Source organism: Limnobacter sp. SAORIC-690 (assembly GCF_002954425.1).
GTDB lineage: Bacteria > Pseudomonadota > Gammaproteobacteria > Burkholderiales > Burkholderiaceae_B > Limnobacter > Limnobacter profundi.
This window is the reverse complement of sequence record NZ_MQVZ01000001.1, coordinates 2,799,305-2,826,220: the sequence shown is the minus strand read 5'-3', so window position 1 is coordinate 2,826,220 and position 26,916 is coordinate 2,799,305. Positions and strand designations below refer to the sequence as shown.

The window sequence follows — 26,916 nt, the reverse complement described above, 5'->3', positions numbered from 1 at the left end:
AGATGACTTAAAACCCTGTTATCACTCGATCTGGGGCCTTGGCGGTTAACCCAATTCTGCGTAGAATCCAGTAAAACATTCGTTCGAATAATAAAGACAACACACCATGATCTACAAAGCATTTCTCGGCTCAACACTTCTTGCTTTATCCATGGTGTTCAGCCCCGCTGTAATGGCTGCTTCCGGCCAGTCCGAGCGTGCAAACCTGAAGGAAGCGCACGATCCGCTGTCTTTGAGCAGCTCAGTGGCTTTGGTGGCCGACGCAGATTCCCTCGAAGTGCTGTATGCCAAAAATCCCTCGGCTGTGGTTCCAATCGCATCAATTACCAAGATCATGACCGTCGTGGTCACGCTGGAGGCAGGGCTTGATCTTGATGAAGTGATTACCATCACCACAGAAGACATTGATTACTACAAAAATACCCGTTCACGCTTGAAGCCCGGCAGTGAGTTCACCCGTCGCGAACTGATTCATCTGGCTCTTATGGCCTCCGAAAACCGAGCTGCCTCTGCCTTGGGACGTAGCTATCCAGGTGGTTTGGCAGCGTGTGTCGCTGAGATGAACCGCCGGGCGGCTTCGCTCAGAATGTTTAATACGAACTTCGCTGAAACCACGGGTCTTTCAGTTGAAAATAAATCAAGCGCCAACGACTTGGCGCGCATGGTTTTGCATGCCCAGCGCTTTCCCCTGATTCGTCAGTTTTCTACTGATCCCCAGTTTTCGGTACAGTCGGGCAAGGGGCAATTGAACTTCAGAAATACCAATCGCCTGATCAAAAACAAGGAATGGGATATTCAGGTTCAAAAAACCGGCTTTATCAATGAAGCCGGACGTTGCTTGGTGATGAAGGCCAAGGTGGGTGATCGTAACCTGGTGATCGTATTGCTGGATGCATTGGGTTCTCAGGCTAGGTTTGCCGATGCAGAGCGTATTCGCGAATATGTAATGGCCGTGGCACCCAGCACTGCCGCATATGTAACAAAATAAAGTTAAAGTCGGAATCGTCCGCTAGGAGGGGTCACTCGACCCTGCCAGCCCAGTGATGCGCTTATTCGTTGCGCTGTATGAATCAATTCTTGCAGCCAATCTTCCTGAATGCGGTCTGCTGGCGCAGATATCGACAGACCAGCAATCAGTTTTGATGAATCGTCATAAATGCCGGCCGCCATACAACGAACGCCCATTTCAAGTTCTTCGTTGTCGCGCGCGAATCCCTCCGTTCTCACCAGCAACAGTTCCTTTTCCAGCTTTTCAAGCGTGGTAAGACTGTTCAGTGTAGTGCCACGCAAAGTGGTTCTCTCGGCGTACAGCTTTAAATTCTCTGGTGATTCATTGGCAAGAAAAAGTTTGCCTGTTGAGGTTAGGTGCAAGGGCGCACGACCTCCGATTGCACGTACCACCTGCATACCTGATCGTTCGCTGTAGGCGCGGTCTACGTACACAATTTCATCACCTTGTCGAACTGACAGGTTCACGGTTTGGCCAGTCAGGCGGTGCAATTTGCGCATCAGCTCCAGTGCGGCATCACGTACGTTCAATCGGGCTTTCACCAAATTGCCCAGCTCAAGCAAGCGCATGCCCAGGCGGTACAAGCCCGGGTCGGTACGGTCAACCAGTCGGCAAGCCACCAGGTCATTCAAAATTCGGTGGGCAGTGGAGGGGTGTAGCTTGGTGTCGCGGGCCAGGTCTTTCAATGCAACGGGATCTTGGTGTTCGGCCAAGGCGTCCAACAATTGCATCATTCGCTCAATCACCTGAATACTGGTGCGTCCAACCGACTCTTCGCTCATACGGGGTAGTTCCTTTTCATGCAGTGAGAAGTTTAAACCATATTGTGAAATACGTCACTCGTTATGGTTATCACTACTGGCCGGAAAGCGGCGTGCTGCATACACTTGAACAGTTTTTATTCATTTTGGGGAAATACCTTGCGCGTCGGTTTGTTTGTTACCTGCCTTGTAGATTCCATGCGGCCCTCTATCGGTTTTTCAACCATTGAGTTGCTGGAATCGGCCGGTTGCGAGGTGGTGGTACCTCAGGCCCAAACCTGTTGCGGTCAACCCGCCTGGAATTCAGGTGACCACGATAGCACGCACAAGCTGGCTCAAAAATGGCTGGCTGAGTTCGAGCAGTTTGATTACGTGGTTGCTCCATCGGGTTCTTGCGCTGGGATGACAAAAACCCATTACACCGAAGTATTCAAGAACGACACTGATTTGAAAATGCGCGCGGCCCGTTTAGCTGCACGCACCTACGAGCTCACTGACTTTTTGGTCAATGTGCTGGGCCTGGACAAGGTCAAACTGGGTGTCAGCGAGCTTAAACAGATTACCTATCATGATTCTTGCAGTGGGCTGCGCGAGTTGGGTGTGCAGAATCAACCCCGCACCTTGATCGGCAAAATGGGTGGCGTAGAAATTCTTGAAATGAAAGACAGTCGGCAGTGCTGCGGTTTTGGTGGCACGTTCGCCTTGAAGTATGGCGAGGTTTCCAGCGCAATTTGTACCGACAAGTGCGAGCAGGTACAAGCGACCGGTGCACAGGCTGTGGTGTTGGGAGACCTGGGCTGTATGTTGAATATTGAAGGCCGTTTGCGACGCATGGGTGACAACACACAGGTGTTGCATGTGGCCGAGTTGCTCACGGGCCGCAAGCCCGGTCAAATTTAAAGTGGGGCAGTAACACCATGCAAGTACAAAGCATGTTTTTTGAACGCAAGGCCAGTGAAAAACTGAATGATCCGCGCTTGCAGGAAAACTTGAAACGTTTGTCTTCAAAGTTCGTGAATGCACGTGCCACCAGTATTCTGGAGCTTGAGGATTTTGAAGGCACTCGGTCTGCGGCAGTTGAAATTCGCAACCGAAGCATCAAGAATCTGGATGTATGGCTTGAATTGTTTGAACAGAAAGCAGCTGAGACTGGTGCCAAGGTTTTGTTTGCACGTACACCGCAAGAGGCAGCCCAGCTGGTTGTGAAAATTGCCAAAAAGCACGGTGTGAAATCAGTGATCAAATCGAAGTCGATGGTGACTGAAGAAATGGCATTGAACAAAGCGCTTGAGGCGGCGGATGTGAAAGTGCGCGAAACCGACCTCGGCGAATACATTCTTCAAATCAACGACAACGAGCGTCCCAGTCACATTATTGCGCCCGTGGTTCACAAAGACAAAGAACAGGTGGCGGACCTGTTTGAAAAGCATCACCATTTGCCCCGCAAAACCGACATCGCTGAAATGACCCGAGAAGCGCGTGAAATTCTGCGTCCTCAGTTTTTGGCTGCCGACATGGGTGTCACGGGCGGCAACTTCATCATTGCAGACACCGGCTCAGTGGCTTTGGTGACGAACGAGGGCAACGAAGGCATGTGCACCATTAACCCCCGGGTGCATGTGGCTATTACAGGTGTTGAAAAGGTGGTGCCTAACCTTGAAGACTTTGCCACTTTGATTCGCTTGCTACCACGCTCGGCAACTGGGCAAAGCATTTCGAACTACGTGTCGTTGTTAACTGGCCCCAAGCGGGAAGGCGACCTGGATGGTCCCGAACACATGTATTTTGTGATTCTGGATGGTGGGCGTACTGGCTTGCTGGGTGGGGAGTTTGAAGAAATGCTTCGCTGTATCAAGTGCGGTGCTTGCATGAACCATTGCCCGGTGTATCAAAAAATTGGTGGTCATGCCTACGGTTGGGTTTATCCCGGCCCGATGGGATCTGTGCTTACGCCAAGTTACACCGGTATTGAAAAAGCGCTTGATTTGCCGCAGGCGGCCACTTTGTGCGGCGAGTGCCATGTGGTTTGCCCTGTGAAAATTCCGCTGCCCGATTTGCTTCGCAAATTGCGAGAGCAACAATTTTCCAGAGGGCTTCGTCCATGGCAGGAAAAAGCAGCATTCAAGGTGTGGGCTTTTGTGGCACAGCGGCCTGCTTTGTATCGCGTATTGTCACGCATGGGCATTAAGGCCATGGCATGGTGGGGAAAACGCAAAGGCGGTATACACAGTTTGCCGGGCGCCAAGGGCTGGACCGATCAACGTGACTTTCCCGTGCCCACGGGGGAAACCTTTTCAAATCTGTATCAGCAACGCAAGAACAAGTAGACTTATGACTTGCATTCAGCAAGGCGAATGCCTGAGAACAAGGAGCGGCGTTCAGAAAGCCGCTACTTTTATTTTGTTCTCATCTTCAATTTGCAATTTACATGGATGGTGGCAGCGCATTCAGTCACCAATTCAGGGCCTTTGTAAATGAGGCCTGTGTATATTTGAACCAGCTTTGCACCCGCGCGAATTTTCTCTACGGCATGCTCACCGCTGGAAATACCGCCCACGCCAATGATTGGGATGTCGTCGCCCAACTCTGCATACAAACGCTTGATCACGTGGGTCGACTTCTCCAGCACGGGTGCTCCGCTTAGGCCACCTGGCTCGTCACCATGGGGAAGGCCAGCCACGCTGGTTTTGTCGATTGTGGTGTTGGTTGCAATAACACCGTCAAAACTGAAATGGGTAAGCCGCTTGGCAATCGCATCAATTTGATCGTCATCCAGATCGGGGGCAATTTTCAAGGCCATGGGTTTGTACAAGCCATGTTCATCGGCCAAGGATTTTTGTTTTTCTTTCAGTGAGCCCAATAAAATATCGAGGCTGTCGCCGCCTTGCAGGTCGCGCAGGTTTTTGGTGTTCGGTGAAGAAATATTGACCGTGATGTAGCTCGCGTAGGGATACACCGCTTCCAGCGCGGCCAAGTAATCATCTGCAGCATTTTCAACCGGAGTAAGCGCATTCTTTCCAATATTGATCCCCAATACGCCCGGGTAATTGCTGGCCTTTACATTCTTTATCAACGTGTCCACACCCTGGTTGTTAAAGCCCATGCGGTTAATTAATGCATTGGCTTTGGGTAGCCGAAACAGTCTTGGTTGCGGGTTGCCGGGTTGCGGTTTGGGCGTTACTGTACCTACCTCAAGAAAACCAAAACCCATCAGGCCCAATTCGCTGATGTAAGCGGCGTCTTTGTCCAGGCCAGCTGCCAGGCCCACTCGGTTCGGGAAGTCGATACCCATGACCTTTACGGGGTCAGCAACCGCCTTTGGTGAAAAAAACTTGAGCAAACCGAGCTTGCGCAGCATTTGCAGATTGCTGAAAGTAATGTGGTGTGCTTTCTCGGGATCAAGGGAAAACAGGGCAGGGCGAACAAGCGAATAGGGAAGCAGCATGGCGGTTTTCAGACACCGGTAATTTGGATGGAATAGCCCGCATTGTAACGGGGAAACTACGGGCTTGATTAGCGGCTTGTTTCAGGCGAGGGCTGCCACACGTTGTCCTGAAGAATTTCTGCCGAGGAAAAGCGTGCCTTGTAAGCCATTTTCTCGCTTTCCTTGATCCAGTAACCCAAATACAGGTAAGGAAGTTCAAGGTCCCGACATTGCTCAATTTGCCAAAGCACGCCATAGACTCCCAGGCCGCTTCGTTCCTCAGGATCGAAGAAGGTATACACCGAGGACAGCCCATCGGTAAGGATGTCAATGATGGACACCATCACCAACTTACCGTCAGGGTTTCGGAATTCAACCAAACGGGAATTGACCCGGGTTTGCAGCAAAAATTGGGAATACTGTTCACGGCTGTCTTCGTCCATTCCGCCACCATGATGGCGGGCCGACTGGTATTTCAGGTACAAAGCGTAGTGTTCAGAATTAAAGTGCAGGCGTTGTACGCTGGGTTTCAGGCTTGCAAAAGTTTTTAGAGTACGTCGCTGGCTTCGATTGGTGTGAAACTGGGATACTTTCAAGCGTAGGGGCTTGCATGAATTGCAACCGTCGCAATGGGGCTTGTAGGTGAACAGGCCGCTGCGACGAAAACCCATGCGAACCAACTCGCTGTATACATCGGCGTTGATTAAGTGGCTCGGGGTTGCCACCTGCGACCTGGCCAGACGATTGTCCAGATAGCTGCAGGGGTAGGGTGCAGTTGAATAAAACTGCAAGGTAGAGAAGGGCAGTTCCTTAGGTCTGGTCATACGTCCATTTAAGTTCGCGGGGTTCCCAATTCAAGGTGGGCTGCACAATGGAATTCGCCATTTCAGTCTCAAACACCTTTCTGCTTACCGTGCGGGCACCCATTGACATCAAATGCCCGGTAGCCTGCTGGCAGTCAATTATGTGCACATTCTGAGATTTTAGCCAATACACAAAATGAGCGAAGGCCACTTTGGAAGCATCGGTTTGCGTTGCAAACATGCTTTCACCGTACACCATTTTACCCAAGGCCACGCAATACAGGCCGCCGATGAGCTGGTTGCCTTGCCAGTGTTCAATCGAGTGGGCCAAACCGCGCTGGTGAAGCGTTGTGTAGGCCGCAATTACTTCTTCGGTGATCCAGGTGCCGTCCTGGCCCGGTCTGGGCGCCGCGCAGGCACGCATCACTCTCTCAAAGGCGGTATTCAGGCGAATGGCGCTTCCCGGGGTGCCGTGCATTTTGCGAATCGCCTTGGCCAGCGATCGGTGAAGCTTGAATTCAGCGGTATACAACACTGCGCGTGGGGAGGTGCTCCACCAAAGCACAGGTTCACCTTGGGAATACCAGGGAAATATGCCGCGTGCATAACTCGCTTCAAGCCAGTCCGCATTGATTTCCATGCTGGCTGCAAGCAGGCCTGGTGGGTATTCAAGCGCTAGTGCAGTGCTGGGGAATTCGCCAGGAGAGTCCAGCCAGGGTATGGTGGTTTTTGTCATCCGGCCTTGAATTGAGAATCAGTCCAGTCCGTGTGATCGAACACATCGCCCGTGTGCAGGGTGTACCGTCCCGCTTTTCGGTCTGCAAAAAACAGGGTCAGTGTTTTTGACACAGTTTTAAAAGCCAGTTCATCCCACGGAATTTCTTCTTCGGAAAACAGTTTCACATCCAGGCTTTCTTCACCCGCACAGAAGGTGGGGGTGGGCATCTCGGCGCGGAAAAAAATATGAACCTGTTCAGCGCGAATGACATCGAACATGGTGAACAGAGGGCCCAATTTGATTTGAGCACCAGCTTCTTCCAGTGTCTCGCGGGCGGCACCTTGGTGCGTGGTTTCGTTCAGCTCCATGAAGCCTGCAGGCAGGGTCCAAAAACCATGGCGGGGTTCAATCGCTCGCTTGCAAAGCAAAACCTTGCCCTGATAGGTTGGAATGGTGCCAACTACAATCTTCGGGTTTACGTAATGAATTGCGCCACATCCTGGGCAACAACTTCGTTCTCGGTTATCGCCGGCAGGAATGCGAAGTTCAAGCGGGGCGCCACATGTGCTGCAGTATTTCATTTGTTGTTTGCTTCTATTTTTTTGAAAAAATCACTTGCAGTGTAACCGACAAATATGTGTATAATTCGGGCTGCTCAAATTGCTGAGGCAATGCAGGCAGAAGGCAAAAAGAATTAAAAGTTTTGCATTAAAGTTTCAACAAATCGTAGGAAATACAGTTGACAACTTCAGCAGAATAATTAATAATCTCGGTCTTCGCTTCGGGGGTATAGCTCAGCTGGGAGAGCGCTTGCATGGCATGCAAGAGGTCAGCGGTTCGATCCCGCTTACCTCCACCAAAGCACACGGTTTTAGGTCCCCATCGTCTAGAGGCCTAGGACACCGCCCTTTCACGGCGGTAACACCGGTTCGAATCCGGTTGGGGATGCCAAATTTGGCACAAAACGCTTCTCACCCACAGGGTCGGAAGCGTTTTTTATTTACGGCTGCGAGGTGACCATGGGTCCGATCTTGAACAAAGCAGTTTTCTTCGCACTGGCTGCAGTTGTCTTGCCAGTCATTCAAGGTTGTGCAGTAGTAAGCGCTACAGCGGGCGCTGCCATTTCAATTACCGGGGCTGTTGTGTCAACAGGCATCAAAGTCACGGGCGCTGTTGTTGAAGCTGGTATTGATGCGGTCAGCGATGACGACGAAGAACTTGAAGAGTAAAGCCTCCTCTAAGGCTTGCTTACCAGTTGATCTTGATTGTGTCCCAACTTTCTTAACCTACACCCCAACCACTAGGGGGTATCAGAACTTATTGACTGCACTTTGGTCTCGTTGAAGGTACTTTCATACGTGATAACCTTTCTCGTCGCATTCGCAGTGGAGCCTTTGGCTTGATCAAACGTCTGGTTTATTTTCTTGTTCTCATTATCTTGTTGGGGGCTGCCTACTCTGTTTCTCAAACACTGCTGGGAAATTCGTCTGCCAACGCGCCCAATCAGGGCAGCAAAGGCGCAGCGCCCAAGGTCTTGGTTGAGGTTGTAAAGCTTGAGTCCACCGCGAGTTCGTTTGGCGCCATTGCAACCGGCTGGGCCGACAAATCTGCAGAAGTCTTTGCCATCGTGGACGAGAAAGTCACTCAGGTTTTGTTCAAGCCACAGCAAAAGGTAAAAAAGGGCGAGTTACTGGTTCAACAAGACGATCGAGAAGAACAGTTGGCGCTTCGGCTTGCGGAAGTGCAACTGAAGAACACAAAAAGCTTGTTGGACAGATACAAACAAGCTGTGGGTAAGGGGGCAGTGCCACAAACCCAAGTTGATTCAGCACAAGCCGATTACGAGGCTGCGCAAGTGGCTGTTGATCAAGCCAAACTCGCCATCTCCAACCACCAAATTCGTGCTCCATTTTCGGGTGTTGTGGGCATTACAGACATCGATCCCGGCCAGCGAATTGGCCCTGGCGTAATGATCACCGGTGTTGATTCCCGTGAAGTTATTTATGTGGATTTTGAGGTGCCTGAGGCCTTGGTTGGTCAATTGAGTGCCAGCAAAATGGATCAAATTGAAGTGCTTGCCAGCACGCCTTCTGTACCTGGCCAGGAATTCAAGGCGCGTGTGGTTGCCTTGGACAGTCGTTTGAATCCTGAAAAGCGATCCCTGCGCGTTCGGGCAAATATCAGCAATCCTGATGACTTATTGCGCCCGGGTATGTCGTTCGCAGTGCAAATGGCAGTGAAGGGGCAAATGTTGGCTTCCGTGCCTGAAATAGCTTTGCAATGGGATCGGGAAGGCTCTTATGTCTGGATGATTCGAGACGGAAAAGCTTACCGTGAGAACGTGCGCGTGGCCGACCGGCGGCAGGGCCGCGTGTTTCTCGATGGCAAGATCAAAGAGGGCGAATCTGTTGTGGTTGAAGGTGGTTTGCGGCTTGCAGAAGGCGTAGTTGTTGAGTTGGTTGAGGACCCCCTGCAATGAGTCGCGCCACCGACGGTTTAACCGCACTTGGTTTGAAAAGACCCGTGTTGATCGTGGTGCTGAATTTGTTGATTATGCTTGCCGGTATTGTCAGCATGTTTGGCGTTGAGGTGCGGGAGCTACCTGATATTGATAGGCCCGTGGTGGTTGTGCGGGCGTTTTATCAAGGTGCTTCGCCCACAACCATGGACGCTGAAGTGACCGCCAAAGTAGAGGGAGCGGTGGCCAGGGTATCTGGCGTCTTGCGCATTCAAAGTTCAAGTGAGGAAAACAATATGCGCGTGCGCATGGAGTTTTCTCCGGACATTGATGTAAATACCGCTGCCAACGATGTGCGGGAGGCTATAAGCCGAATTACCAATCAATTGCCTGAGAACCTTGACCAGCTTTTGGTGATCAAAGCCGATGACAATGCACGGCCTGTGGTTCAGCTTGCTGTGTACAGCAATACCTTGGCTATGCAGGATCTGGCCGAACGTGTTGAGCGAGATTTGGTGCCCGCATTTGTCTCGATTGATGGCGTTGCTGATGTTCCCTTGAACGGAAATCAACCCCGCGTGCTGCGCGTGCTTCTGGACCCCGCCAAAATGGCCCGGTACGGCATGGTAGCCACTGACGTACTGAGTAGCCTTCAAACCATGAATCTTGACGTGCCAGCGGGCAGTTACCTGTCAGGCAAACAAGAGCTATTGGTGCGTGCAAATGCCTCCACCATCGACACTGAAGCAATTAATTCTATTTTGATTAAAAATGGCGTACGGGTTCGCGATGTGGCCGAGGTGTACTACGGCCCCATGTCGGCTGAATCGTATTCTTTGCTGAATGGCCGGGCTGTGGTCGGCATGGGCGTATTGCGGCAGGCCGGTGGCAACACCATTGCGATCGCTGGCGATGTGAAAAAGCGCATGGCGGAAATTAATGCGCAGTCCAAAGACTTGCAAGTGATCATGATTTCCGACGACTCGGTATTTATCAAAGGTGCCTTGCAAGAAGTATTGATGTCTCTGGTGTTCGCGGTGGTCGTCGTGTTGATTGTCATTGCCCTGTTTCTTGGGCAATGGAAGGCAGTGCTGATTCCTGCGGTAACCATGCCAGTGTCACTCGTGGGTACTCTGGCCGCAATTTGGTTGGCAGGTTTTTCGGTCAACATGTTGACATTGCTTGCTTTGGTGCTGGCAACAGGATTTATTGTCGACGATGCGATTGTGGTGCTTGAAAATATTCAACGCCGCAAAAAACTGGGTGAAAGTATTACCGTGGCTTCGGTGTTGGGCACGCAGCAGGTTTTCTTTGCTGTCATCGCCACCACTGCCTCTTTGGTAGCGGTGTTTTTGCCCATCGCTTTTTTGCCGGGTGAAACAGGACGCCTGTTTCGGGAGTTCGGCATGGTCCTGTCCATGTCGGTAATTATCAGTACTTTTGTTGCCTTGAGTTTGTGCCCCATGTTGGCCGCTAAATTGTTGAAAGACGATGTACCCGCAACAGGTCTAACCGCTCGAATCATGGGCCCACTCCAGGGTTTTGGTGATCGAATAGCCAATGCCTACTTTCGCACTTTGAATATTTTCTTGAAACATCGCCTGGTGTTTTTGCTTGTCTTCCTGGGTATTGCAATTGCAGGTGGCCTGACATTCACTTTGTTGAATCAGGAATTGGTGCCCCCGGAAGACAGGGGGCGACTTGTGGTGGATTTCACCGGGCCCGACGGCGCTTCTCTTGAATACAGTGGCAGGCAGGGGCAAATCGCCGAGAACATCATGAGGCCCTATCAAGAGCAGGGACTGATCACCGACATGTTCACGATTGTGGGTCGATACGACAAAAACCGTGTGGCCATTCAAGCCAATTTGGCAGACTGGAGCCAGCGCGACACCACCCAGCAGGAACTCGCAGCCAAATTGAGCAAGGAGTTGTCCAGTATTCCTGGTGCTCAAGTGCGTTTTCAAAATGAAAGCAGCTTGAACATTCGCGGTGGCGGCGGCGGTTTGCAAATTGCTTTGCTGGGCGACGACTACGATGTTTTGGCCAACAATGCAGAATCGCTGGCGGATGCCTTGATCAAGCAGATTGATGCAGTTCAGGATGTACGCGTTCAGTATGACACCTCCCAGCCTGAACTCGGATTTGAAATCGATCGCGAGAAAGCCAGTGATTTGCAGGTTCCGGTGAGCCGCATTACCCAGACCTTACAAATCATGGCCGACGAATACCAGTTGCTGGATCTCAGTGTTGGTGACCAGGCCGTGCCAGTAATGCTGGGCTCCAGCAATGGCAGTCTGAATTCACCATTTGATTTGCTGAACATATACACCAGTAGCGACACCGGGCAACTGGTACCGCTTGCTTCAATGATCAAGGTGCAAGAAAGGGGTGTGGCTGCCGAACTTGACCGACATGCACAGCGCAGGGCAGTCGAACTGAACATTGGTATACCGCCAGGGACCGATCTTGGAACCACCATGCAACAAATACGCGCGGTTGCGGATAGTACTCTGCCATCTTCGGCCACGCTGATTTTTTTGGGTGAAGCAGCCACCCTGGAAGAAACTTCCAATGAAATGTTGATCACTTTTGCTGTGGCGCTGATTGTGGTGTTTCTGGTGTTGGCGGCGCAATTTGAAAGTGTTGGAAGTGCTTTGGTTGTGATGTTTACCGTGCCGTTTGGTTTGGCCGCAGCGGTGTTTGCACTGTTGATTACGAACCAGTCGCTCAACTTGTTCAGTCAGATTGGGTTGGTGTTGCTGATTGGCCTGATGACCAAGAATGCGATTTTGCTGGTTGAACTGATGGATCAGCTTCGTGATGAAGGGTACAGCATTGAATCGGCCATTCGGGAGGGCGCACGCATGCGACTTCGCCCAATCGCAATGACGGTGCTGTCCACCTTGCTGGGTGTACTGCCATTGGTATTGACGTCAGGTCCAGGTGCAGAGGCTCGAGAGGCGATTGCATGGGTTGTGTTGGGCGGTTTGGGATTGTCTACACTGTTTACCCTGTACCTCGCTCCCATGGGCTATAGCTTTATTGCACCTTACATGAAGCCAAGGGCGCACGCCGCAGAGATGTTGGACAAGGAGATTGAAGAATACGAAGCCAGTTTGAAAAAGGGTGAGGTGAAGGCATGAGGCGCGCCGCCTGGATGAGTGGTCTGGTACTGCCACTGGCGTTGTTGTCGGGATGTGCTGTTACTGCGCCTGAGCTGCCCAAATCTTCGACGAAACCACCTGAAAAATTTGTAGCGCAAAATATTCTTCAGAATCTAAGCAGTGTGAAAGACACTGGCGTGGCAGGTGTGCGTTGGTGGGAGGGTTTTAACGACTCTGTTTTGAATGAGCTGGTTAGCACGAGCATACAAAACAATTTCCAAATCGCTTCGGCTGCAGCGCGTGTCAAGGAAGCCCGCGCGCTGCTACAACTCAGTGAGGCTGGTGATTCTTTGCTGGTTGAACTGGATGCCCAGGTCAGTGGCCAAAAATCAGATCGAAACAACAATACCCCCAGCAATTCGGGTAGCAACAATGCACGGGATGAACGCAGTGCTTTGTTGGGTTTGGGTTTTATCTTGCCAATTGATTTGGCTGGTCGGGTTGAGCAGGAAGTTCGAGCAGCGGCAGCCAATTTGATGGCTGAGCAGGCTGGTTTGCGCGCGCAAATTATTGAAACCAGCACAGCCGTGGCCCAAGAGTATTTGAGTTTGCGTGGCAATCAAAAACAATTGGCTATGTTGCGTGAATCTGTTGAGTTGCAGGAAAAAACGCTGGCCATTGTTCAAGCTCGATTTGAAAGTGGTTTGTCACCCGAGCTGGACGTTCGGCGAGCTGAAACTTCAGTCGAAAATCTGCGAGCGAGTATTGCCCCATTGCAACAGGCGCTGCAAGACTCCCGCCACCGTTTGGCGACCCTGAGCGGTCAATTTCCAGGGGCTTACGAGCAGTTGCTCAGGCCTGAAGGCGATTTGCCAGAGTACGGCTTGGGCATTCCGGCGAGCGTGCCTTTTCAGGTAGTACAAGCACGCCCGGATGTTCAGTTGGCGCAGGCCCGGTTTGCAAAGGCGGCCGCTGATGTGGGCGTGGCACAAGCTGATTTCTATCCCAGTATCGAATTGATGGCCAACATACAAATTGGCAGTACCGCGATCAATTCGAACCCCGCGACCAGCATATTGATCGGTTCTTTGGCCGCTTTGTTGAATCAAGTGGTATACGACGGTGGTGCACGCGACGCTCGATTGAATGCGGCAGTGGCCCGTGCTGAGGGGGCGTTGGCCGAGTACGAGCAGGTGCTGAGAGTGGTTACCCAGGAGGTTGAAAATTCCTTAACTGCAATTGACTCCTCCGCATCACGCCAAACTGCGCTCGGCAAGGCAGTGGTATCGAGTAAACGGAGCTTTGAGCAGGCAGATGCCCTGTACCAGTTGGGCTTGGTGAGTTTTCTGGATGTGGTGGATGCACAGCGCGTGTATGCCAACGCCGAACAGGCCTTGGCCACGGAACAAACCAATTACGCCACCTTGATTGCTGGCTTGTTCCGTGCACTTGGTGTGCAGTCGTAATTAAAACCGTTCGGTGAAGCCAATCCCGAAGAAGTGGGTGTCAAGTTGCACATTGCCCTGAAAGTCGCCACCGCGTACTTCGGCGGGTGTGATCCCAGTGTTGTTACCAACAGGTGCGGGGTCTGTGTCCAGTTTTTGGTAGGCAAAGTGAATGCTGGTGTCACGGCTTAAATCGAACTGACCACCAAAAGCAAAATACTGTCGATCACTGTCTGGCAAAATCGTGATTCGGGTGGCATCGTCAATCACGCTGTTTTCAATCGCATAGCCCGCTCGCAACGTCAGCCTTTTGTACAGCTTGTAATTCAAGCCAACTCTATACGACTCTGCTGCTACAAAATTTTGCGGGATGTTTTCCAGCGTTCGACCATTGCTTTCACGTACAAAATTCAAGGTGGTCACCGAGAAATCCTGGCGCGTGTAGGTGGCCATCAAATCCAGTTTGGGTGTGGCGTGGTGAAACACGGAGAGGCGCAGCTCATCGGGCAGGGATATTTCCTGTTTGATGATTTGTTCGGGTGCCAAATCCCCGGCTGCCTGCGGACCGTTTACACCCAAGGCACCAAACGCCAAGTTGTTGATCAGGCTGTCACTATTCAGAAAAGCGCGAAACGCGGCTTGCTCGGGTGAGTCATCAAGCTTGAACTTGCCACGGTTGCCCGTGAATTCGGTTTTCGGTCGATAAGAAATACCCACGCGTGTGTTTTCTGTGGGCTCCCACAGACCACCCAGCTGAGCGTTGAATGCCCAGCCAAACATGCGCAAACCCGCGTTGCTTTCACCGGGAATCGGTGGAGCGCCAATCAGGGCACCTGCCGGACCTTCAATTAGTGCGGCGGAGCCTGGGGCCAGAGCCTCTACGGCTTCACGGTAATTCAGTTTCAACTTGATGGACTGAAAATAACGCTCATAGGAGCCGTTCAAACCCCAGGACAAAGTCGGGCTTAATTTGTAACCGAAACCCAGATTCAGGCGGGTCACTTTGAAGTCAATATCCCGGCCTTGATTTCGCCCCGGAAAATTTTCATCGTAATGAATCACCAGGCCATGAGAGGCAGAAGCGCCAAAGCCCATCACCAGTTTTTCGTTGATTGGAATCGCAATAAACAGGTTGGGTGCAAGCGCGCCAGCGCATAGCCGTCTTTGCGACTGAACACCTGACCATTTTGGCCCTGTGGCGCACCGGAGTCTGCACCATCGTTGTTTTGAGTGGATGTGTAATCGGTACCAATCGTGACTACAGCGGCGCCTTGGGTCAATTCAGCGCGTTTAAACCGGGTCAGCGCGGCTGGGTTGGCGAACAAAACCGATGCATCACCAGCCTCGGCAGCTTGCCCTGCCGACGCATTTCCCATGGCACTGATGCTTGTGGCGTCAAATGCAGTACCGCCAGCATGGGCGGAAGTGCAGTAGACCACGCTCAACAACAGGGCAGTGGACACACGGTTTAATGGGAAAAAGGAATCCGTTCTCCGGGCAGAAGAATTCATGGGTAGTGTCTCCGGTATTGTTGTCAGTGCACTTACAGCGTGTAGTCGCTCGAAGTAGTGACTTTTATGTAGTCATTTCAGTGTATCACCAAAGCGAAAAAATGTTACTTTCAAGTATTGAAGTAGATTGGTTGCTCTAAAAAGCCGTTTTGGGCTTGATTCCTGGCCCTAAACGTGCAGCCCACCCGCAATGGGGTTAGTCCAATCTTGCAATTCAGTAAAACTCAAGGTGACCGTTAATTGAAGTAAGTAGAATTCTGTACTGAAGGGGTGTGTCATGGCGCGTATCGACTCAAAACAGTTTGCTTTGATGGCACTCGCTTTGACGACCGGGTGTTTTTACCTGGGGGGCATAAATGCCGCTGAGCCACTTGCCCTGAAGGTGAGCGGTAAACTGGGAAAACATGGAATTGCACCTTTCCACTCACCTGATCAAGAAAAGCTTTCAACGAGCCTGTTGGGCAAAGTCAATTTGTTCCGGGGTGTCGTGGTAGACGAGGGCGCAGTTGTTCAAACCAGGCTGAGTTCATCGAAAGCTGGCTTGCTCCTTTCTGAAACAAAGCCTGAATCTTCAGTCAAGGCAATTTACGGTGGCTTGCAAGTTTCGCTGCAAGAAAATTTGAGTCTTGTTTACACCCCTGGCCGCCTGTCCAGCGCAACGCTGAACAGCGAAAGTCAGGGGCTGTATTTGCTTACCAATCGCGGTGGTTTGGCCAATTGGTTTTTTGGTGTTCAGTCCAATTCTTACTCCACTGCCGCTGACTCACGCCGTGTTTCGAATTCTGCACAGTTTGGCGTCATCGTCGGCTTGAATTAATCTGTTTGAATGAAAAGTTTTAACTTCCATTCGCTCTGAATACGCGATTACTGCACAGTCTCGCCATGGCGACCCGAACCTTCCTTAAATGCGGTTGCGCCTTCGACAGTTTCACCTGAAGTGAGGGTATTCAAGCCAAACTCAAATTCTTCCTCAAGTGCTTCACGTTCACCAAAACCCCACTGGGTCAATACGCTTTGTCTGTCGTTGCGCATGCAGGTTTGTGGGTGTTTGCACAATAGACCTGCCAGCTCGATTGCACCCTCCAGGGCTGTGCGTTCTTCTTCCAGCCGGTTGGCCAAACCCCATGAAAAGGCTTCCACAGCGTTGACAGGGCGCCCGGTCAAGATCATGTCCATTGCCCGGCTTTGACCAATCAGGCGTGGCAAGCGCACTGTTCCGCCATCGATCAATGGCACACCAAAGCGTCGACAAAATACACCAAACACTGCTGTGCTGTCTGCAACTCGCATGTCGCACCAGGCAGCCAACTCCAGGCCGCCCGCTACGCAGTAGCCAGATACCGCGGCAATCACTGGCTTACTCAACTCCATTCGGCTTATGCCCATGGGGCCTGCACCATGTCGTTCCATTCGGTTTACACGGCTGGGGTCACCCGATGCAACAGCTTTCAAGTCTGCGCCTGCACAGAAGTTACCGCCTTCACCAGTCAAAATGGCAACGCGAGCTGTTGCATCCGTTTCAAATGATTGAAATGCTTTTTCAAGCTGGTCGGCGGTGTAACGATCGACACAGTTGCGAGCCTCGGGTCGATTGATTGAAATTTTCCAGATCTCGCCTTGCTGTAAGATCTTGATGTCGACAGGTTCTTCTGCTTTGTTGTCCATCATGCGCCCTTTGTTAGATTTTGAATTGAACACAGCCTCCAGCATACCGCGAGTTAAGTCGCCACGGCTGCCTGCGCGTTTGGTGAGCACTCGAACCGGACTTTATTTTGAATGGGGCATGAAAGCCCGTGCAAAACTTGCTGAATCCTGCCGTATTGTTTTGTCGGATGAGGCGGCCTGGAATTTGAAAGCGGATTTGATGCGTTCTGTGTGGCGAGCCCCACCAAGCATGCAGCTTCCTGACAGCTTGCTTGACACACAGCTTGATTTTCCCATTGAGGCAGCCAGCCTGAACGACATTCAGCGGGCTTGGACCAGTGCGATTCGCCGACGATATGGTGGCCATGTTCTTAAACTGGCACTGCGAGTGGTGCCCAAATACACGACCTTGCTTGATTTAAGCCAAGTGGCAGCGTTTAAAACAGTGCTTCAGGACAGGCTTGGCGAGAATCTTTCTTTGGCACCTTTACTGGCCCAAGACCGCGGCATGTGGCGCAATTTGCCCAATTGGCAGATGGTCAAGAACCGCATGTTGGCGCAAGGCATGAGCCAACAAACCTGGCGGTGGTTAACACGTCAAAAAACCGCTTACATTGCCAGAATTAACTGGGGGCAATTGAGTCACTTGAGCTGGGTGAATTTTCATGCCGCCTTGTACCGAAAAATTCCGATTTCGTGGGTCGACAAGCAAACGGCAGCTTTGCTGGGTTTCGGGGGACTAAGCACCTGGCTCAGGCGCAATCACGAGAATTTGAATACGGTGGCGGCCTTGAATATTTTGCGGGGAACCCGCCTGGCGCTGGAGCGCCGTGAAAGCAACTTGAAGCTTGAACACAGAAGAGAGCTGGAGTTAGAGGAGTTTCCCTTAATTGCAGACTGGTTGCTTGGCAGTGCGGCCAGCGCGACCAAACGCCCCGTGATTATTTCAAGAAACTGGACCTACGACACTTTAATGGCCCGGCAGGCACATTGGCATTTGGTCGAGCTTGATTTGGACTTGGGGCGTCAGAATGTATTTTGGCCAGAGATTCTTGGCATGGGCAATTTGGGTGACAACATTGAGTTTATTGAATTGAACTCGTTGAATGCTTTGCTGAGCGAAGCCAAAAAAATGCACCATTGTGTGCCGTCTTACATTGATCGTTGCATGGCAGGCGATATTTGTATTTTTCATTTGCAGATTAAAGGACACACCCCACAGCGTGGCACACTGGAATTGCGACGTGTGGGCGCCAAAGCCTGGCAAATCAGTCAGTTGAAAGGACCATGCAATGCACCGGTTTCAAGCCAGTTGTGGAGCGCGGCTCACTTGTTGTTAAGTCGTGCGAACTAAGCTGGAGTTTAATTGAATTCAAGCTGCCTGATTGTGCCGACCCGCGTGGGCTTCTTCGGCTTCGCGTAGCGCTTTCCTGGCTTTGGCAGAAAACTCCGCGATCGAAATTTCGTGAATTTGAAAAATGATCATTCGGGCATACAACTCGGCCAGACAAGCGGCTTGGGGGCACAGTGTCATGGTGTCCCGGGATGAAGGATATTTCGAGCGCCAATAATTGATGGCACGTTCAAGTTCAATAATCGAAATTGGCGGTTGCGCTTGCGCTGGCATAATTACACCTGCTTGGTTAATCCTGAACTCAAGTATAAACCAAAAAGCTGTTTTTATATACAGTGAAATTTCAGAAAACGCGCTTTAAGAAATTGGCAATTTCAACCACCTCTTCACCGCAAACTGAATGGGCCATGGGGTAGGTATGCCACTGAACATCAACTCCTTTGTTTTGCAACAACTTGACTGCCTTTTCACCACGCTCCATGAGCACGATGTTGTCCTGCTCGCCGTGAGCCGCCAGCAATGGAATACCGAGATTGATCGGGTTTAATTCAGCATCCAGCGTGTTTTCGCAAGGCAGGTAAGTAGACAAGGCGATTAAGCCTGCCAGTTTGTGGCGTGTACGCAAACCGAGCTGGTAAGTAATTGCACCACCTTGTGAAAAGCCGGCAAGCACAATTTGTTCGGGCTTGAAACCCAATGCAATCTGATCTTCAATCAATTGTTCAATGGTGGCCTGGCTTTGTCGTATTCCATCCTCATCTTCCTGACGTTGCAAATCAACATTTTTGATGTCGTACCAAGCGCGCATCACATAACCGCCATTGATACTGACCGGAATTTTAGGCGCATGAGGAAACACAAAGCGGGTGTTGGGCAAACCCATTTGCTCAAGCTCTTTGACAATGGGTACAAAGTCATAGCCGTCTGCGCCCAAGCCATGCAACCAAACTACACAGCCCGTGGGTTGTGGACCGGTTTCAACAACAACGCATTCAATCTTTGAGTTCACGCTCACGATGCACTTCCTTCAGTGGGCTTTCGAAGGGCAGATTTTGGACGAAATGCCTTGATCACTGCCTCATTGGTTTCCATATACGGGCCGGCAATCAAGTCGATGCAATAAGGCACAGCGGCAAAGATACCTTTCACAAGGCTATTGCCTTCCGTGTCTTTCAAACCTTCCAGCGTTTCTGCAATGGCTTTGGGTTGGCCAGGCAAATTCAAAATCAGGCTTTCACCACGAATTACAGCCACCTGACGAGACAATATCGCAGTTGGTACAAAATGCAGGCTGATTTGCCGCATTTGCTCGCCAAAACCCGGCATCTCCTTGTGAGCCACAGCCAGGGTTGCTTCAGGTGTTACATCACGCTTGGCGGGGCCGGTGCCACCCGTGGTGCAAATCAAATTGCACTTGTGTTCATCGGCCAGTTTCTTCAAGGCGTTTTCAATCTCGCCCTGTTCATCTGGAATCAACACCTCAACAAACTCAATCGGGTTCAGCAACGCGTTTTGAAGCCAGGCTTTAAGGCTCGGAATGCCTTGATCCTGATAAACACCTGCGGAGGCACGATCGCTCACCGACACCAACCCAATTTTTATGACATCAAAACTCATGACTCGCCTCCGTTCGCATCTTGCTCGGCTTTCTCTTCGATCAAACGGTAAATGATCTGAAACAACTGTCGAAAATTTCGGGGAGCTTTTTTGGCGGCACGTTCCTGCACTGCCTGCCTGATGATCGGGTTCAGGTTTTCCCGCGCGGCGGCGGGGTAGCTTTCAATGAACATCGCCAACAGACCAGGCTCTTCAATCAGGCGGTCGCGCCACTGTTCCGCCGCATGCAGGTGGAGCACCTTCAGTTTTTGCTCAACGGTCTCGCCATTCACCCAGGCTTGCACCTCCTCGTGCTCTTCGTCACGCATCAGTTTGCCAATAAACTGCATTTGCCGCTTTTTGGCGCCAAATGATTTGCACTTGTGAAATTCTGCGATCTCGATAAGCAGGCGCTCACCAATCGGTGCCCGCTTGACTTTGTCATAGGGCATTTCGCACAAGGTTTTGCCCAAATCTTGCAGGGCCAGCATGTCTCGCTTCACCGAGGACTTGCTGGGGCGATCATATTCTTCAAACTCGCCCTGTTTGTCGTTTTCTGGTTCCATGGGCTGTATATTAGCCATTTTTGGCAGCACTTTTCGCAGGGCAATATGGGCTTTAGCTTTAAATCCGAGACATTTCAGGAATTAACCGAATACGCATTGAAAAAAGCCAAATCACTGGGAGCGACCGATTGCGCGGTCGATATCAGCGAAGCGGTGGGCCAGTCGGTCAGCGTGCGCATGGGTGAAATCGAAACCATTGAACACACACGTGACAAAAGCTTTGGTGTCAGCGTGTTTAAAGGCAAGAAAAGGGGCAATGCCTCGTCGTCTGATTTCTCGCTGGAAGCAATTGACTCTGCAATTCGAGCAGCGCTGGACATTGCGAAGTACACGGCTGCGGATAAATTCGCAGGCCTGCCCGATGAGGAAAACATCTCTAGACGGCATCGTGATCTTGATTTGTATCATCCGTGGAATTTAAGTACCGCCAAAGCAGTCGAGAAAGCCTTGGCCATGGAACAGGCGGCGTTTGATGTCAGCAAGCAGATTCGAAATTCTGACGGTGCCAATGTGTCCACCGAATCAGGGCATTTTTATGCAGCCAACAGCAAGGGCTTCAAAGGCGGCTATCCATACTCGCGTCACTCATTGTCTGTTTCGCCGATTGCGCAAGCCAAGAAGTCCAAAGACAGCCCGATGCAGCGCGATTTCTGGTATTCGTCGGAACGCAGGGCCAAAGACCTGGCCAAGCCCGCAAAAATTGGCGCCTATGCTGCGCAACGAGCCCTGGCCCGCTTGGGTTCTAAACCAATTACCACCCGTAACTGCCCCGTAATTTTTGAAGCACCCATCGCAGCAAGTTTGGTAAGCCATTATGTGGGTGCGGTGTCGGGCTCCTCCCTGTATCGCAAAACCAGTTTTTTGTTGAATTCATTGGGCAAACCCGTTTGGGCCCCGCACATCACCATCAAGGAAGACCCGTTCATTGAAGGTGCGCACGGCAGTTCACCTTTCGATGAAGAAGGAGTAAAGGTAAAAGCCCGAACAGTGGTGAAAAAGGGCGTGTGCAACGGCTACTTTCTTTCAAGTTACTCGGCTCGAAAATTGGGCATGGAAACCACCGGCAACGCGGGTGGTACGCATAACCTTATTCTCAGCTCGACCAAAACAGTCATAGGCGGCCTTGATGCACTGCTCAAAACCATGGGTACGGGCTTGTTGGTTACTGAGATGATGGGGCAGGGTGTGAATGGTGTGACTGGCGATTATTCGCGTGGTGCCTTTGGCTATTGGGTGGAAAACGGCATCATTGTTCACCCGGTTGAGGAAATTACAATTGCAGGTAACTTGAAAGACATGTTGGCCAATATTGTGGCCGTGGGCGACGATGCGTATTGGCGCGGCAGTAAACATGTGGGCAGTATTTTGATCGAATCCATGACCGTTGCAGGGAATTAAAGCAAACAAGGAGACCAAGCAATGGAACGTCGTTCCTTTCTCAAAAAAGCGGGTTTGGGAGCAGCCGCCACCGCAACAGCTGCTTCAGGAACAGCCGCATTCGCCGCCGATGGCCCCAGTGTACGCTGCGCCTCACCTCCAGTTTCCCCAAAAGCCTGGATGCGCTTTGGGGCGCAGCACCTCAGTTGGCCAAGCGCGTGTTTGAATTGACCGGTGGCAAGTTCGACATTCGCCCCTTTGCGGCTGGCGAAATTGTGCCTGGCCTGCAGGTGCTGGATGCAGTGCAGCGTGGCACGGTGGAATGTGGGCACACTGCGAGTTACTACTATGTGGGGAAAGATGCGACTTTTGCTTTTGAGACAGGTATGCCTTTTGGTTTAACGGCTCGCCAGCAAAACGCTTGGATTTACCATGGCGGTGGCCTGCAAATGACCCGAGAGTTTTTGAAGGACTACAACATCATCAATTTTCCTGGCGGTAACACAGGTACCCAAATGGGCGGCTGGTGGCGCAAGGAAGTCAAGAACCTGAACGATCTGAAAGGTTTGAAAGTTCGGATTCCGGGCTTTGGCGGGAAGATCATGGCAGCCTTGGGCGCCGTGCCACAAACCATAGCCGGTGGCGATATTTACCCGGCATTGGAAAAGGGCACCATTGATGCCGCCGAATGGGTTGGGCCATATGACGATGAAAAACTGGGTTTTCAAAAAGTGGCCAAGTTTTATTATTACCCTGGGTTTTGGGAGCCGGGCCCATCATTGAGTTTCTACATCAATTTGGACGCCTGGAGCAAACTGCCCAAGAGTTATCAGGCTGCACTGGAGGTAGCTGCGGCCGAGGTGAATATCACCATGACGGCAGAATATGATGCCAAAAACCCGGCTGCATTGAATCGATTGATTCAATCGGGTGCGCAACTTCGAATTTATCCCCGCGATATTCTGGATGCCGCCTACAAGGAAGCCGAAAAGCTTTACGCCGAAGAATCCAAAAACAATCCAAAATTCAAGAAAATATTCACATCTTGGAATCGTTTTCGGAACGACCAGAGCAACTGGTTCCGGGTTGCTGAAAATTCCATGGCCTCATACATACCCAGATCGAAGTAAGTTTTTGACCTACGCAAGAGGGGTCAGATATAAAGAGCGGCTGACTGGCCGCTCTTTTTCGTCTAATGGAACCAAAAGCCTGGCACAAGTCACCCAACGCAGTGTCGCCCCTATCGGGGTTGTTCGCACTTCTTTTGGCTGTCGTAATGAATGGCAAGGGCACTATTCACTTCTGAACGACGGCTTCTGACACTTGACTTGTATGGGACAAATTTATGTCGACTCCTAATCAACTACGCGTATTTATTATTGATGATCACCCAATCATTGCCATGGCTTTGCGCGACATCATGAATTCGCGCTACACCGACCTTGAGGTCAAGCTGTTCAGTCGCATCGGGCCCGCGCTTGAGCACAGCCGTTTCGAGCAACCAGACCTTGTACTGCTTGACTTGGGCTTGCCAGATATGGCGCCAGAAAAAGTGCTGGAAACGGCGCTTGAAACTTTTGATTACAGCCGTACGCTGGTCATTTCGGGCAATGAAGAGATTTTGGGTGACATGGCCGATGAATACCCTGAAACTGAATTTGTATCCAAAGGTATTACTCAAGATCGCGTGCTTAGTGTGTTGGACAGTATGGTTTTGCGTTTGCGCCGTAACAACTGGACCGATCAAATCAGTCAAAAAACGCAAGCCGCAAGCGGGTTCACGATTGGTCAGCGAATGGCCCGAATCACTGAGCGGCAAGTGTCTGTTTTGTACCGAATTGCCAAAGGCGAGTCCAATCATGAAATTGCCCAGAATTTGGGTCTGTCTCCTGAAACGGTGAAAACGCATGTTCGAAGCATTCTGGCCCGCCTGAATGCCCGAAATCGACTGGAGGCGGCAATGCTGTACCGAGCCTGGCAGGAACAAAAAACCGATGAGGTTTATTCAGATTAAGCCGCACTTCATGAGACAAATCAACCGGCTCAGTGCATGGGTACAGCAACACTATGATGCATGTTTGCTGGCTTCCCTGTGTTTGTTGCCTCTGTCTTTTCAATTGGTGGGCCTGGACAGTGCGGCTCAATCCCAGTTGGCTTACATTGCCTTCATCAGCGGGTGCCTGCTCAATGCCAAAGTGTCCTGCAGGCGTGCCTTTCGGGTACCGCGCACAGAAAAACTCTGGTTTCTGGTTTTTGCTTCAGCTTTCGGTGGCTGGGTGTTGTCGCTGAACTGGCAGCATCTCAGCTTTGCGGTGCTGTGCTGGGTTTCACCGTTTACGCTGCTGGCAGTTTTATTGGAAAGGCAGCACCGGTACAGCATCGCAAAACAACGGATTCAGAATCGGCGAACTCAGCAAGCCAGGTGGCGAAATGCAAAACACAGTGTGCTTAGCGAATGGAAAGACAGGTTGCGCTGGCTGGCTGGTGTTCAGCATGACATGCGTCAGCCCCTGCATGCACTGGGTTTGTTGGTGGGTCACCCCTCGCTGGATACTTTCCATCAACATGCCGCGTCCAATCAGGTTATTCGTCAAATGACCAGTTGCCAAAGGTGGCTTCACGACTTGGCTGAAAACATGCTTGAGGCCACCCGGCTTGAACTGGGTGAGCAACGCGAGAAAAGAATTGAGAGTGTTTCAAGCACCGAACTTTGCAAGTCGCTTGAGGGCTGGATGGCACAGTTGGCTGAAACCAAAGGGCTGACTTTCCATGTCGATGTGGAGGAGTTCCTGATTCACACGGATGCTCGCCGATTGAAACGCGTTATGGGAAATTTGGTGTTCAACGCGGTAGAACATACGCTTGAAGGCGGTGTGGCATTCTCCTATCGACGCCATGGTGGAATTCACCGTTTTACCGTCAAAGATTCAGGCCCAGGCCTGCAAGAGGACATACTGCAGCACAAGGCGGCAAGGTACTCAACCTTTGGCAGCGACCTTCCTAAAACAGGCATAGGTTTGTATGTGGTCAAGCGCCTCTGCCAGGAAATGGAATGGAATTTGTCGATGTGCAATGTCAAAGAAGGGGGCACGGTGTTTGTGCTTGAACTTGCCGATCGAATTTTAAACAAGGCTGAAGTTGTGATTCTGAACTCGAAAAAAACGGGTTAAGACGATTGCCAATGACCTAGGCAGCTATTCGCTGAAGCTTGGAACAAAAGGTTGTTGCTCGGCCGGGTCGTTCCCACCCCCGTAATTCTGCGTGGGCAGGTCCAGTTGCAATGGGCTGTCTTGGTACTTCACCTTTTCCTCCTGAATCACCAGCTGTGGAAAGGCAAAAATAAGCACCACCATCAACACTTGCAAGGCAATGAACGGTAGGGAGCCCTTGTAGATTTCAATCGTTTTTACCACCTTGGGTGTGACCGATTTCAGGTAGAACAGCGAGAAGCCAAACGGTGGGGTCAGGAAAGAGGTTTGCATGTTCATGGCGATCATGACGCCGAACCACACCAGGTCAATGCCCAGTTTGTCAGCCACAGGTACAAGCAACGGAATTACGATAAACGCAATTTCAAAGAAATCCAGAAAAAAGCCCAACACAAAAATCAGGATTTGCACAGCGATCAAGAATCCAAGTTCACCACCTGGCAAATCACCCATGAGTTGTTCCACCCACAGGTCGCCTTCAACTGCCCTGAAAGTAAGACCAAACACGGTAGAGCCAATCAAAATGAACAAAACAAAGCAGGAAAGTTTGGTCGTGGAATCGATTGATTGTTTCAGCAAATCCAGATTCAACCTCTTCTTGGATGCCGCTATCAGCAAAGCACCAACAGCACCCATCGCACCGCCCTCGGTGGGCGTGGCAATGCCCAGAAAAATGGTGCCCAGCACCAGAAATACCAAGGCCAAGGGTGGCATTAACACAAACACCACAGCTTTCAGTATTCGCGCGCCCGATTTGGTTTGACCGATGTAGCAGGCCTCTGGGGGCAAAGCAGGCAGAGCGTTCTTTTGAACGCGTGTAATTACAAACACATAAGCGATGTAGAGCAGCACCAGCAACAAGGCAGGAATTAGCGCTCCTTGGTACATGGCCCCCACTGAAACCCCGAGTTGATCGGCCATGACAATTAGAACCAGCGACGGTGGAATTATTTGGGCCAGTGTTCCCGAAGCAGCGATAACGCCAGTAGACACCGACTGACTGTAGCCATATTTCAACATGATGGGCAAAGAAATAAGCCCCATGGATATGACCGAAGCCGCCACTACGCCAGTGGTGGCTGCCAACAAAGCGCCTACCAATATCACTGCATAGGCCAAACCACCGCGCACCTGGCCAAACAATTGGCCGATGGTCTCCAGCAGGTCTTCGGCCATGCCACTGCGTTCAAGCACCAAGCCCATGAAGGTGAAGAATGGAATAGCGAGCAGGGTTTCATTGCTCATGATTCCGAATATTCGGTCGGGCAGCGCTTGCAGCAAGGCCACGCTCATTAACCCTTGCTCAATTGCGATGTAGCCAAACAGTAGCCCGTTTGCAGCCAGGGCGAATGCGACAGGAAAGCCGCTGACCATGAACAGCAACAGAACTGCAAACATTAGGGGCGCCAACCATTCAACCGGAATTATTGGCATGGTGTGGGGTGTCCTTTGATTACGGCGATTTTTTTGATGATTTCGGAACAAACTTGCAAGCCAAGCAAGGCGAATCCCAAAACGATTAATGCCTTGGCTGGCCAGCGGATCAAACCACCTGGGTCGGCAGAGTATTCGTTGATTCGAAATGACTCATAGGCGAATTCCCAGCCTGACACAAGAACAAAACCGATTAGAGGCAAGGTGAACAGCACATGCCCCAGAATGTCGATCCAGGCGCGCGTTGACTCGGAAAACCGGTTTGAAAGTACGTCGATGCGTACGTGTGCATTTTGTTGCAGGGTGTAAGCGGCACCCAGTAAAAACACAGCGCCAAACAAATACCACTGAATTTCAAGCAAGCCATTGCTGCTGGTGTCAAAAACTTTTCGCACCACAGCGTTGTAGGCCGACACCAGCGTAGTGATTAAAATTAACCAACCCACGGCAAGCCCCAGCCTGGTGTTCAGGCCGTCAATGCCGCGTGAGATGGCCAACAA

The 26,916-nt window shown here is 51.2% G+C and carries 26 protein-coding genes, 2 tRNA genes and 1 pseudogene; 15 read left to right on the top strand and 14 right to left on the bottom strand.

The window, feature by feature from the left end; all coding sequences use genetic code 11:
- The first annotated feature begins 106 nt into the window (after nucleotides 1-106).
- A complete protein-coding gene (locus tag BSZ31_RS13485) occupies nucleotides 107-988 on the top strand; it encodes a serine hydrolase (RefSeq protein ID WP_240605718.1) in 882 nt (293 codons plus the stop codon).
- A 2-nt stretch (nucleotides 989-990) separates the two neighbouring features.
- Here BSZ31_RS13485 and BSZ31_RS13480 read toward each other — a convergent pair whose 3' ends face one another.
- The gene (locus tag BSZ31_RS13480) at nucleotides 991-1,791 is read right to left on the bottom strand and encodes an IclR family transcriptional regulator (RefSeq protein ID WP_105029174.1); all 801 of its coding nucleotides are present in this window, start codon (nucleotides 1,789-1,791) and stop codon (nucleotides 991-993) included.
- A gap of 138 nt (nucleotides 1,792-1,929) precedes the next feature.
- Between BSZ31_RS13480 and BSZ31_RS13475 the strand changes: the two genes are divergently transcribed.
- Both BSZ31_RS13475 and BSZ31_RS13470 read left to right on the top strand, forming a co-directional pair.
- A complete protein-coding gene (locus BSZ31_RS13475; RefSeq protein ID WP_105029173.1) occupies nucleotides 1,930-2,670 on the top strand; it encodes a (Fe-S)-binding protein in 741 nt (246 codons plus the stop codon).
- Nucleotides 2,671-2,687: 17 nt separating this feature from the next.
- Nucleotides 2,688-4,097 (top strand): LutB/LldF family L-lactate oxidation iron-sulfur protein, encoded by a 1,410-nt coding sequence (locus BSZ31_RS13470; RefSeq protein WP_105029172.1) that lies wholly within the window; start codon nucleotides 2,688-2,690, stop codon nucleotides 4,095-4,097.
- Nucleotides 4,098-4,165: 68 nt separating this feature from the next.
- On the opposite strand, the gene BSZ31_RS13465 is transcribed toward BSZ31_RS13470, so the two are convergent.
- From BSZ31_RS13465 to BSZ31_RS13450, 4 genes are all read right to left on the bottom strand, one after another.
- Nucleotides 4,166-5,215 carry a quinone-dependent dihydroorotate dehydrogenase gene (locus BSZ31_RS13465; RefSeq protein WP_105029171.1) on the bottom strand — a complete coding sequence of 350 codons (1,050 nt, stop codon included), beginning with the start codon at nucleotides 5,213-5,215 and terminating at the stop codon, nucleotides 4,166-4,168.
- Nucleotides 5,216-5,283: 68 nt separating this feature from the next.
- Complete coding sequence (locus tag BSZ31_RS13460) at nucleotides 5,284-6,018, bottom strand: arginyltransferase (protein WP_105029170.1); 735 nt, start codon at nucleotides 6,016-6,018, stop codon at nucleotides 5,284-5,286.
- Nucleotides 6,005-6,733, bottom strand: coding sequence for a leucyl/phenylalanyl-tRNA--protein transferase (aat, locus tag BSZ31_RS13455; RefSeq protein ID WP_105029169.1), 729 nt, complete (start codon nucleotides 6,731-6,733; stop codon nucleotides 6,005-6,007). The genes BSZ31_RS13460 and aat overlap by 14 nt, the downstream gene beginning before the upstream one ends.
- Nucleotides 6,730-7,296 carry an NUDIX hydrolase gene (locus BSZ31_RS13450; RefSeq protein WP_105029168.1) on the bottom strand — a complete coding sequence of 189 codons (567 nt, stop codon included), beginning with the start codon at nucleotides 7,294-7,296 and terminating at the stop codon, nucleotides 6,730-6,732. The genes aat and BSZ31_RS13450 overlap by 4 nt, the downstream gene beginning before the upstream one ends.
- Before the next feature lie 202 nt (nucleotides 7,297-7,498).
- On the opposite strand from BSZ31_RS13450, the gene BSZ31_RS13445 reads away from it, so the two are divergent.
- From BSZ31_RS13445 to BSZ31_RS13420, 6 genes are all read left to right on the top strand, one after another.
- A tRNA-Ala gene (locus BSZ31_RS13445) sits at nucleotides 7,499-7,574 on the top strand.
- 16 nt (nucleotides 7,575-7,590) lie between these two features.
- Nucleotides 7,591-7,666 (top strand) — tRNA-Glu (locus BSZ31_RS13440).
- A gap of 80 nt (nucleotides 7,667-7,746) precedes the next feature.
- Nucleotides 7,747-7,944 (top strand): hypothetical protein, encoded by a 198-nt coding sequence (locus BSZ31_RS13435; RefSeq protein ID WP_146106696.1) that lies wholly within the window; start codon nucleotides 7,747-7,749, stop codon nucleotides 7,942-7,944.
- Nucleotides 7,945-8,114: 170 nt separating this feature from the next.
- Nucleotides 8,115-9,194 (top strand): efflux RND transporter periplasmic adaptor subunit, encoded by a 1,080-nt coding sequence (locus BSZ31_RS13430; RefSeq protein ID WP_168426988.1) that lies wholly within the window; start codon nucleotides 8,115-8,117, stop codon nucleotides 9,192-9,194.
- Nucleotides 9,191-12,319, top strand: coding sequence for an efflux RND transporter permease subunit (locus BSZ31_RS13425; protein ID WP_105029165.1), 3,129 nt, complete (start codon nucleotides 9,191-9,193; stop codon nucleotides 12,317-12,319). The genes BSZ31_RS13430 and BSZ31_RS13425 overlap by 4 nt, the downstream gene beginning before the upstream one ends.
- Complete coding sequence (locus tag BSZ31_RS13420; protein ID WP_105029164.1) at nucleotides 12,316-13,746, top strand: efflux transporter outer membrane subunit; 1,431 nt, start codon at nucleotides 12,316-12,318, stop codon at nucleotides 13,744-13,746. Before BSZ31_RS13425 ends, BSZ31_RS13420 begins: the two co-directional genes overlap by 4 nt.
- On the opposite strand, the gene BSZ31_RS13415 is transcribed toward BSZ31_RS13420, so the two are convergent.
- Both BSZ31_RS13415 and BSZ31_RS17630 read right to left on the bottom strand, forming a co-directional pair.
- Complete coding sequence (locus BSZ31_RS13415; RefSeq protein WP_255411447.1) at nucleotides 13,747-14,844, bottom strand: OmpP1/FadL family transporter; 1,098 nt, start codon at nucleotides 14,842-14,844, stop codon at nucleotides 13,747-13,749.
- Nucleotides 14,820-15,236 carry an outer membrane protein transport protein gene (locus BSZ31_RS17630; RefSeq protein WP_255411434.1) on the bottom strand — a complete coding sequence of 139 codons (417 nt, stop codon included), beginning with the start codon at nucleotides 15,234-15,236 and terminating at the stop codon, nucleotides 14,820-14,822. Before BSZ31_RS17630 ends, BSZ31_RS13415 begins: the two co-directional genes overlap by 25 nt.
- A gap of 277 nt (nucleotides 15,237-15,513) precedes the next feature.
- Here BSZ31_RS17630 and BSZ31_RS13410 point away from each other — a divergent pair, with 277 nt between their 5' ends.
- Entirely contained in the window at nucleotides 15,514-16,053 is a 540-nt protein-coding gene (locus tag BSZ31_RS13410) for a hypothetical protein (RefSeq protein ID WP_105029163.1), read from the top strand.
- A gap of 47 nt (nucleotides 16,054-16,100) precedes the next feature.
- Here the strand turns inward: BSZ31_RS13410 and BSZ31_RS13405 are convergent, their stop codons facing one another.
- The gene (locus BSZ31_RS13405; RefSeq protein WP_105029162.1) at nucleotides 16,101-16,904 is read right to left on the bottom strand and encodes a crotonase/enoyl-CoA hydratase family protein; all 804 of its coding nucleotides are present in this window, start codon (nucleotides 16,902-16,904) and stop codon (nucleotides 16,101-16,103) included.
- A 115-nt stretch (nucleotides 16,905-17,019) separates the two neighbouring features.
- Between BSZ31_RS13405 and BSZ31_RS13400 the strand changes: the two genes are divergently transcribed.
- The gene (locus BSZ31_RS13400) at nucleotides 17,020-18,234 is read left to right on the top strand and encodes a PcfJ domain-containing protein (RefSeq protein ID WP_168426987.1); all 1,215 of its coding nucleotides are present in this window, start codon (nucleotides 17,020-17,022) and stop codon (nucleotides 18,232-18,234) included.
- An 18-nt stretch (nucleotides 18,235-18,252) separates the two neighbouring features.
- Here the strand turns inward: BSZ31_RS13400 and BSZ31_RS13395 are convergent, their stop codons facing one another.
- The 4 genes from BSZ31_RS13395 to yjgA all read right to left on the bottom strand — a co-directional run bounded on the left by BSZ31_RS13395 (nucleotide 18,253) and on the right by yjgA (nucleotide 20,414).
- The gene (locus BSZ31_RS13395; protein ID WP_105029160.1) at nucleotides 18,253-18,507 is read right to left on the bottom strand and encodes a DUF3717 domain-containing protein; all 255 of its coding nucleotides are present in this window, start codon (nucleotides 18,505-18,507) and stop codon (nucleotides 18,253-18,255) included.
- Nucleotides 18,508-18,577: 70 nt separating this feature from the next.
- Nucleotides 18,578-19,243: an alpha/beta hydrolase gene (locus BSZ31_RS13390; RefSeq protein ID WP_105029884.1), complete on the bottom strand. Its 666-nt coding sequence runs from the start codon at nucleotides 19,241-19,243 to the stop codon at nucleotides 18,578-18,580.
- A 2-nt stretch (nucleotides 19,244-19,245) separates the two neighbouring features.
- Nucleotides 19,246-19,851: a molybdopterin adenylyltransferase gene (gene mog, locus BSZ31_RS13385; RefSeq protein WP_105029159.1), complete on the bottom strand. Its 606-nt coding sequence runs from the start codon at nucleotides 19,849-19,851 to the stop codon at nucleotides 19,246-19,248.
- Nucleotides 19,848-20,414 carry a ribosome biogenesis factor YjgA gene (gene yjgA, locus BSZ31_RS13380; RefSeq protein WP_105029883.1) on the bottom strand — a complete coding sequence of 189 codons (567 nt, stop codon included), beginning with the start codon at nucleotides 20,412-20,414 and terminating at the stop codon, nucleotides 19,848-19,850. Before yjgA ends, mog begins: the two co-directional genes overlap by 4 nt.
- Before the next feature lie 27 nt (nucleotides 20,415-20,441).
- On the opposite strand from yjgA, the gene pmbA reads away from it, so the two are divergent.
- From pmbA to BSZ31_RS13360, 4 genes and pseudogenes are all read left to right on the top strand, one after another.
- Nucleotides 20,442-21,794, top strand: coding sequence for a metalloprotease PmbA (gene pmbA, locus BSZ31_RS13375; protein WP_206018609.1), 1,353 nt, complete (start codon nucleotides 20,442-20,444; stop codon nucleotides 21,792-21,794).
- Nucleotides 21,795-21,815: 21 nt separating this feature from the next.
- Nucleotides 21,816-22,903 (top strand): annotated as a pseudogene (locus BSZ31_RS13370) (TRAP transporter substrate-binding protein).
- A 215-nt stretch (nucleotides 22,904-23,118) separates the two neighbouring features.
- A complete protein-coding gene (locus BSZ31_RS13365; protein ID WP_105029158.1) occupies nucleotides 23,119-23,787 on the top strand; it encodes a response regulator transcription factor in 669 nt (222 codons plus the stop codon).
- A gap of 10 nt (nucleotides 23,788-23,797) precedes the next feature.
- Entirely contained in the window at nucleotides 23,798-24,943 is a 1,146-nt protein-coding gene (locus BSZ31_RS13360; RefSeq protein ID WP_168426985.1) for a HAMP domain-containing sensor histidine kinase, read from the top strand.
- Between the two features lie 24 nt (nucleotides 24,944-24,967).
- Here BSZ31_RS13360 and BSZ31_RS13355 read toward each other — a convergent pair whose 3' ends face one another.
- Together BSZ31_RS13355 and BSZ31_RS13350 are read right to left on the bottom strand one after the other, a co-directional pair.
- Nucleotides 24,968-26,416, bottom strand: coding sequence for a TRAP transporter large permease subunit (locus BSZ31_RS13355; RefSeq protein WP_105029156.1), 1,449 nt, complete (start codon nucleotides 26,414-26,416; stop codon nucleotides 24,968-24,970).
- The gene (locus BSZ31_RS13350) at nucleotides 26,407-26,913 is read right to left on the bottom strand and encodes a TRAP transporter small permease subunit (RefSeq protein WP_240605717.1); all 507 of its coding nucleotides are present in this window, start codon (nucleotides 26,911-26,913) and stop codon (nucleotides 26,407-26,409) included. Before BSZ31_RS13350 ends, BSZ31_RS13355 begins: the two co-directional genes overlap by 10 nt.
- Nucleotides 26,914-26,916: the final 3 nt, after the last annotated feature.

Excerpts from the sequence above, each read along its gene's own strand:
- BSZ31_RS13360 (WP_168426985.1), top strand. The coding sequence starts at position 23,798 with ATGAGACAAATCAACCGGCTCAGTGCATGGGTACAGCAACACTATGAT.
- pmbA (WP_206018609.1), top strand. The coding sequence starts at position 20,442 with ATGGGCTTTAGCTTTAAATCCGAGACATTTCAGGAATTAACCGAATAC.
- BSZ31_RS13460 (WP_105029170.1), bottom strand. The coding sequence starts at position 6,018 with ATGACCAGACCTAAGGAACTGCCCTTCTCTACCTTGCAGTTTTATTCA.
- BSZ31_RS13410 (WP_105029163.1), top strand. The coding sequence starts at position 15,514 with ATGGCGCGTATCGACTCAAAACAGTTTGCTTTGATGGCACTCGCTTTG.
- BSZ31_RS13480 (WP_105029174.1), bottom strand. The coding sequence starts at position 1,791 with ATGAGCGAAGAGTCGGTTGGACGCACCAGTATTCAGGTGATTGAGCGA.
- yjgA (WP_105029883.1), bottom strand. The coding sequence starts at position 20,414 with ATGGCTAATATACAGCCCATGGAACCAGAAAACGACAAACAGGGCGAG.
- BSZ31_RS13355 (WP_105029156.1), bottom strand. The coding sequence starts at position 26,416 with ATGCCAATAATTCCGGTTGAATGGTTGGCGCCCCTAATGTTTGCAGTT.
- BSZ31_RS13405 (WP_105029162.1), bottom strand. The coding sequence starts at position 16,904 with ATGATGGACAACAAAGCAGAAGAACCTGTCGACATCAAGATCTTACAG.
- BSZ31_RS17630 (WP_255411434.1), bottom strand. The coding sequence starts at position 15,236 with ATGAATTCTTCTGCCCGGAGAACGGATTCCTTTTTCCCATTAAACCGT.
- BSZ31_RS13395 (WP_105029160.1), bottom strand. The coding sequence starts at position 18,507 with ATGCCAGCGCAAGCGCAACCGCCAATTTCGATTATTGAACTTGAACGT.
- BSZ31_RS13465 (WP_105029171.1), bottom strand. The coding sequence starts at position 5,215 with ATGCTGCTTCCCTATTCGCTTGTTCGCCCTGCCCTGTTTTCCCTTGAT.
- BSZ31_RS13365 (WP_105029158.1), top strand. The coding sequence starts at position 23,119 with ATGTCGACTCCTAATCAACTACGCGTATTTATTATTGATGATCACCCA.
- BSZ31_RS13420 (WP_105029164.1), top strand. The coding sequence starts at position 12,316 with ATGAGGCGCGCCGCCTGGATGAGTGGTCTGGTACTGCCACTGGCGTTG.
- BSZ31_RS13470 (WP_105029172.1), top strand. The coding sequence starts at position 2,688 with ATGCAAGTACAAAGCATGTTTTTTGAACGCAAGGCCAGTGAAAAACTG.
- BSZ31_RS13400 (WP_168426987.1), top strand. The coding sequence starts at position 17,020 with ATGAAAGCCCGTGCAAAACTTGCTGAATCCTGCCGTATTGTTTTGTCG.
- BSZ31_RS13485 (WP_240605718.1), top strand. The coding sequence starts at position 107 with ATGATCTACAAAGCATTTCTCGGCTCAACACTTCTTGCTTTATCCATG.
- BSZ31_RS13425 (WP_105029165.1), top strand. The coding sequence starts at position 9,191 with ATGAGTCGCGCCACCGACGGTTTAACCGCACTTGGTTTGAAAAGACCC.
- mog (WP_105029159.1), bottom strand. The coding sequence starts at position 19,851 with ATGAGTTTTGATGTCATAAAAATTGGGTTGGTGTCGGTGAGCGATCGT.
- BSZ31_RS13450 (WP_105029168.1), bottom strand. The coding sequence starts at position 7,296 with ATGAAATACTGCAGCACATGTGGCGCCCCGCTTGAACTTCGCATTCCT.
- aat (WP_105029169.1), bottom strand. The coding sequence starts at position 6,733 with ATGACAAAAACCACCATACCCTGGCTGGACTCTCCTGGCGAATTCCCC.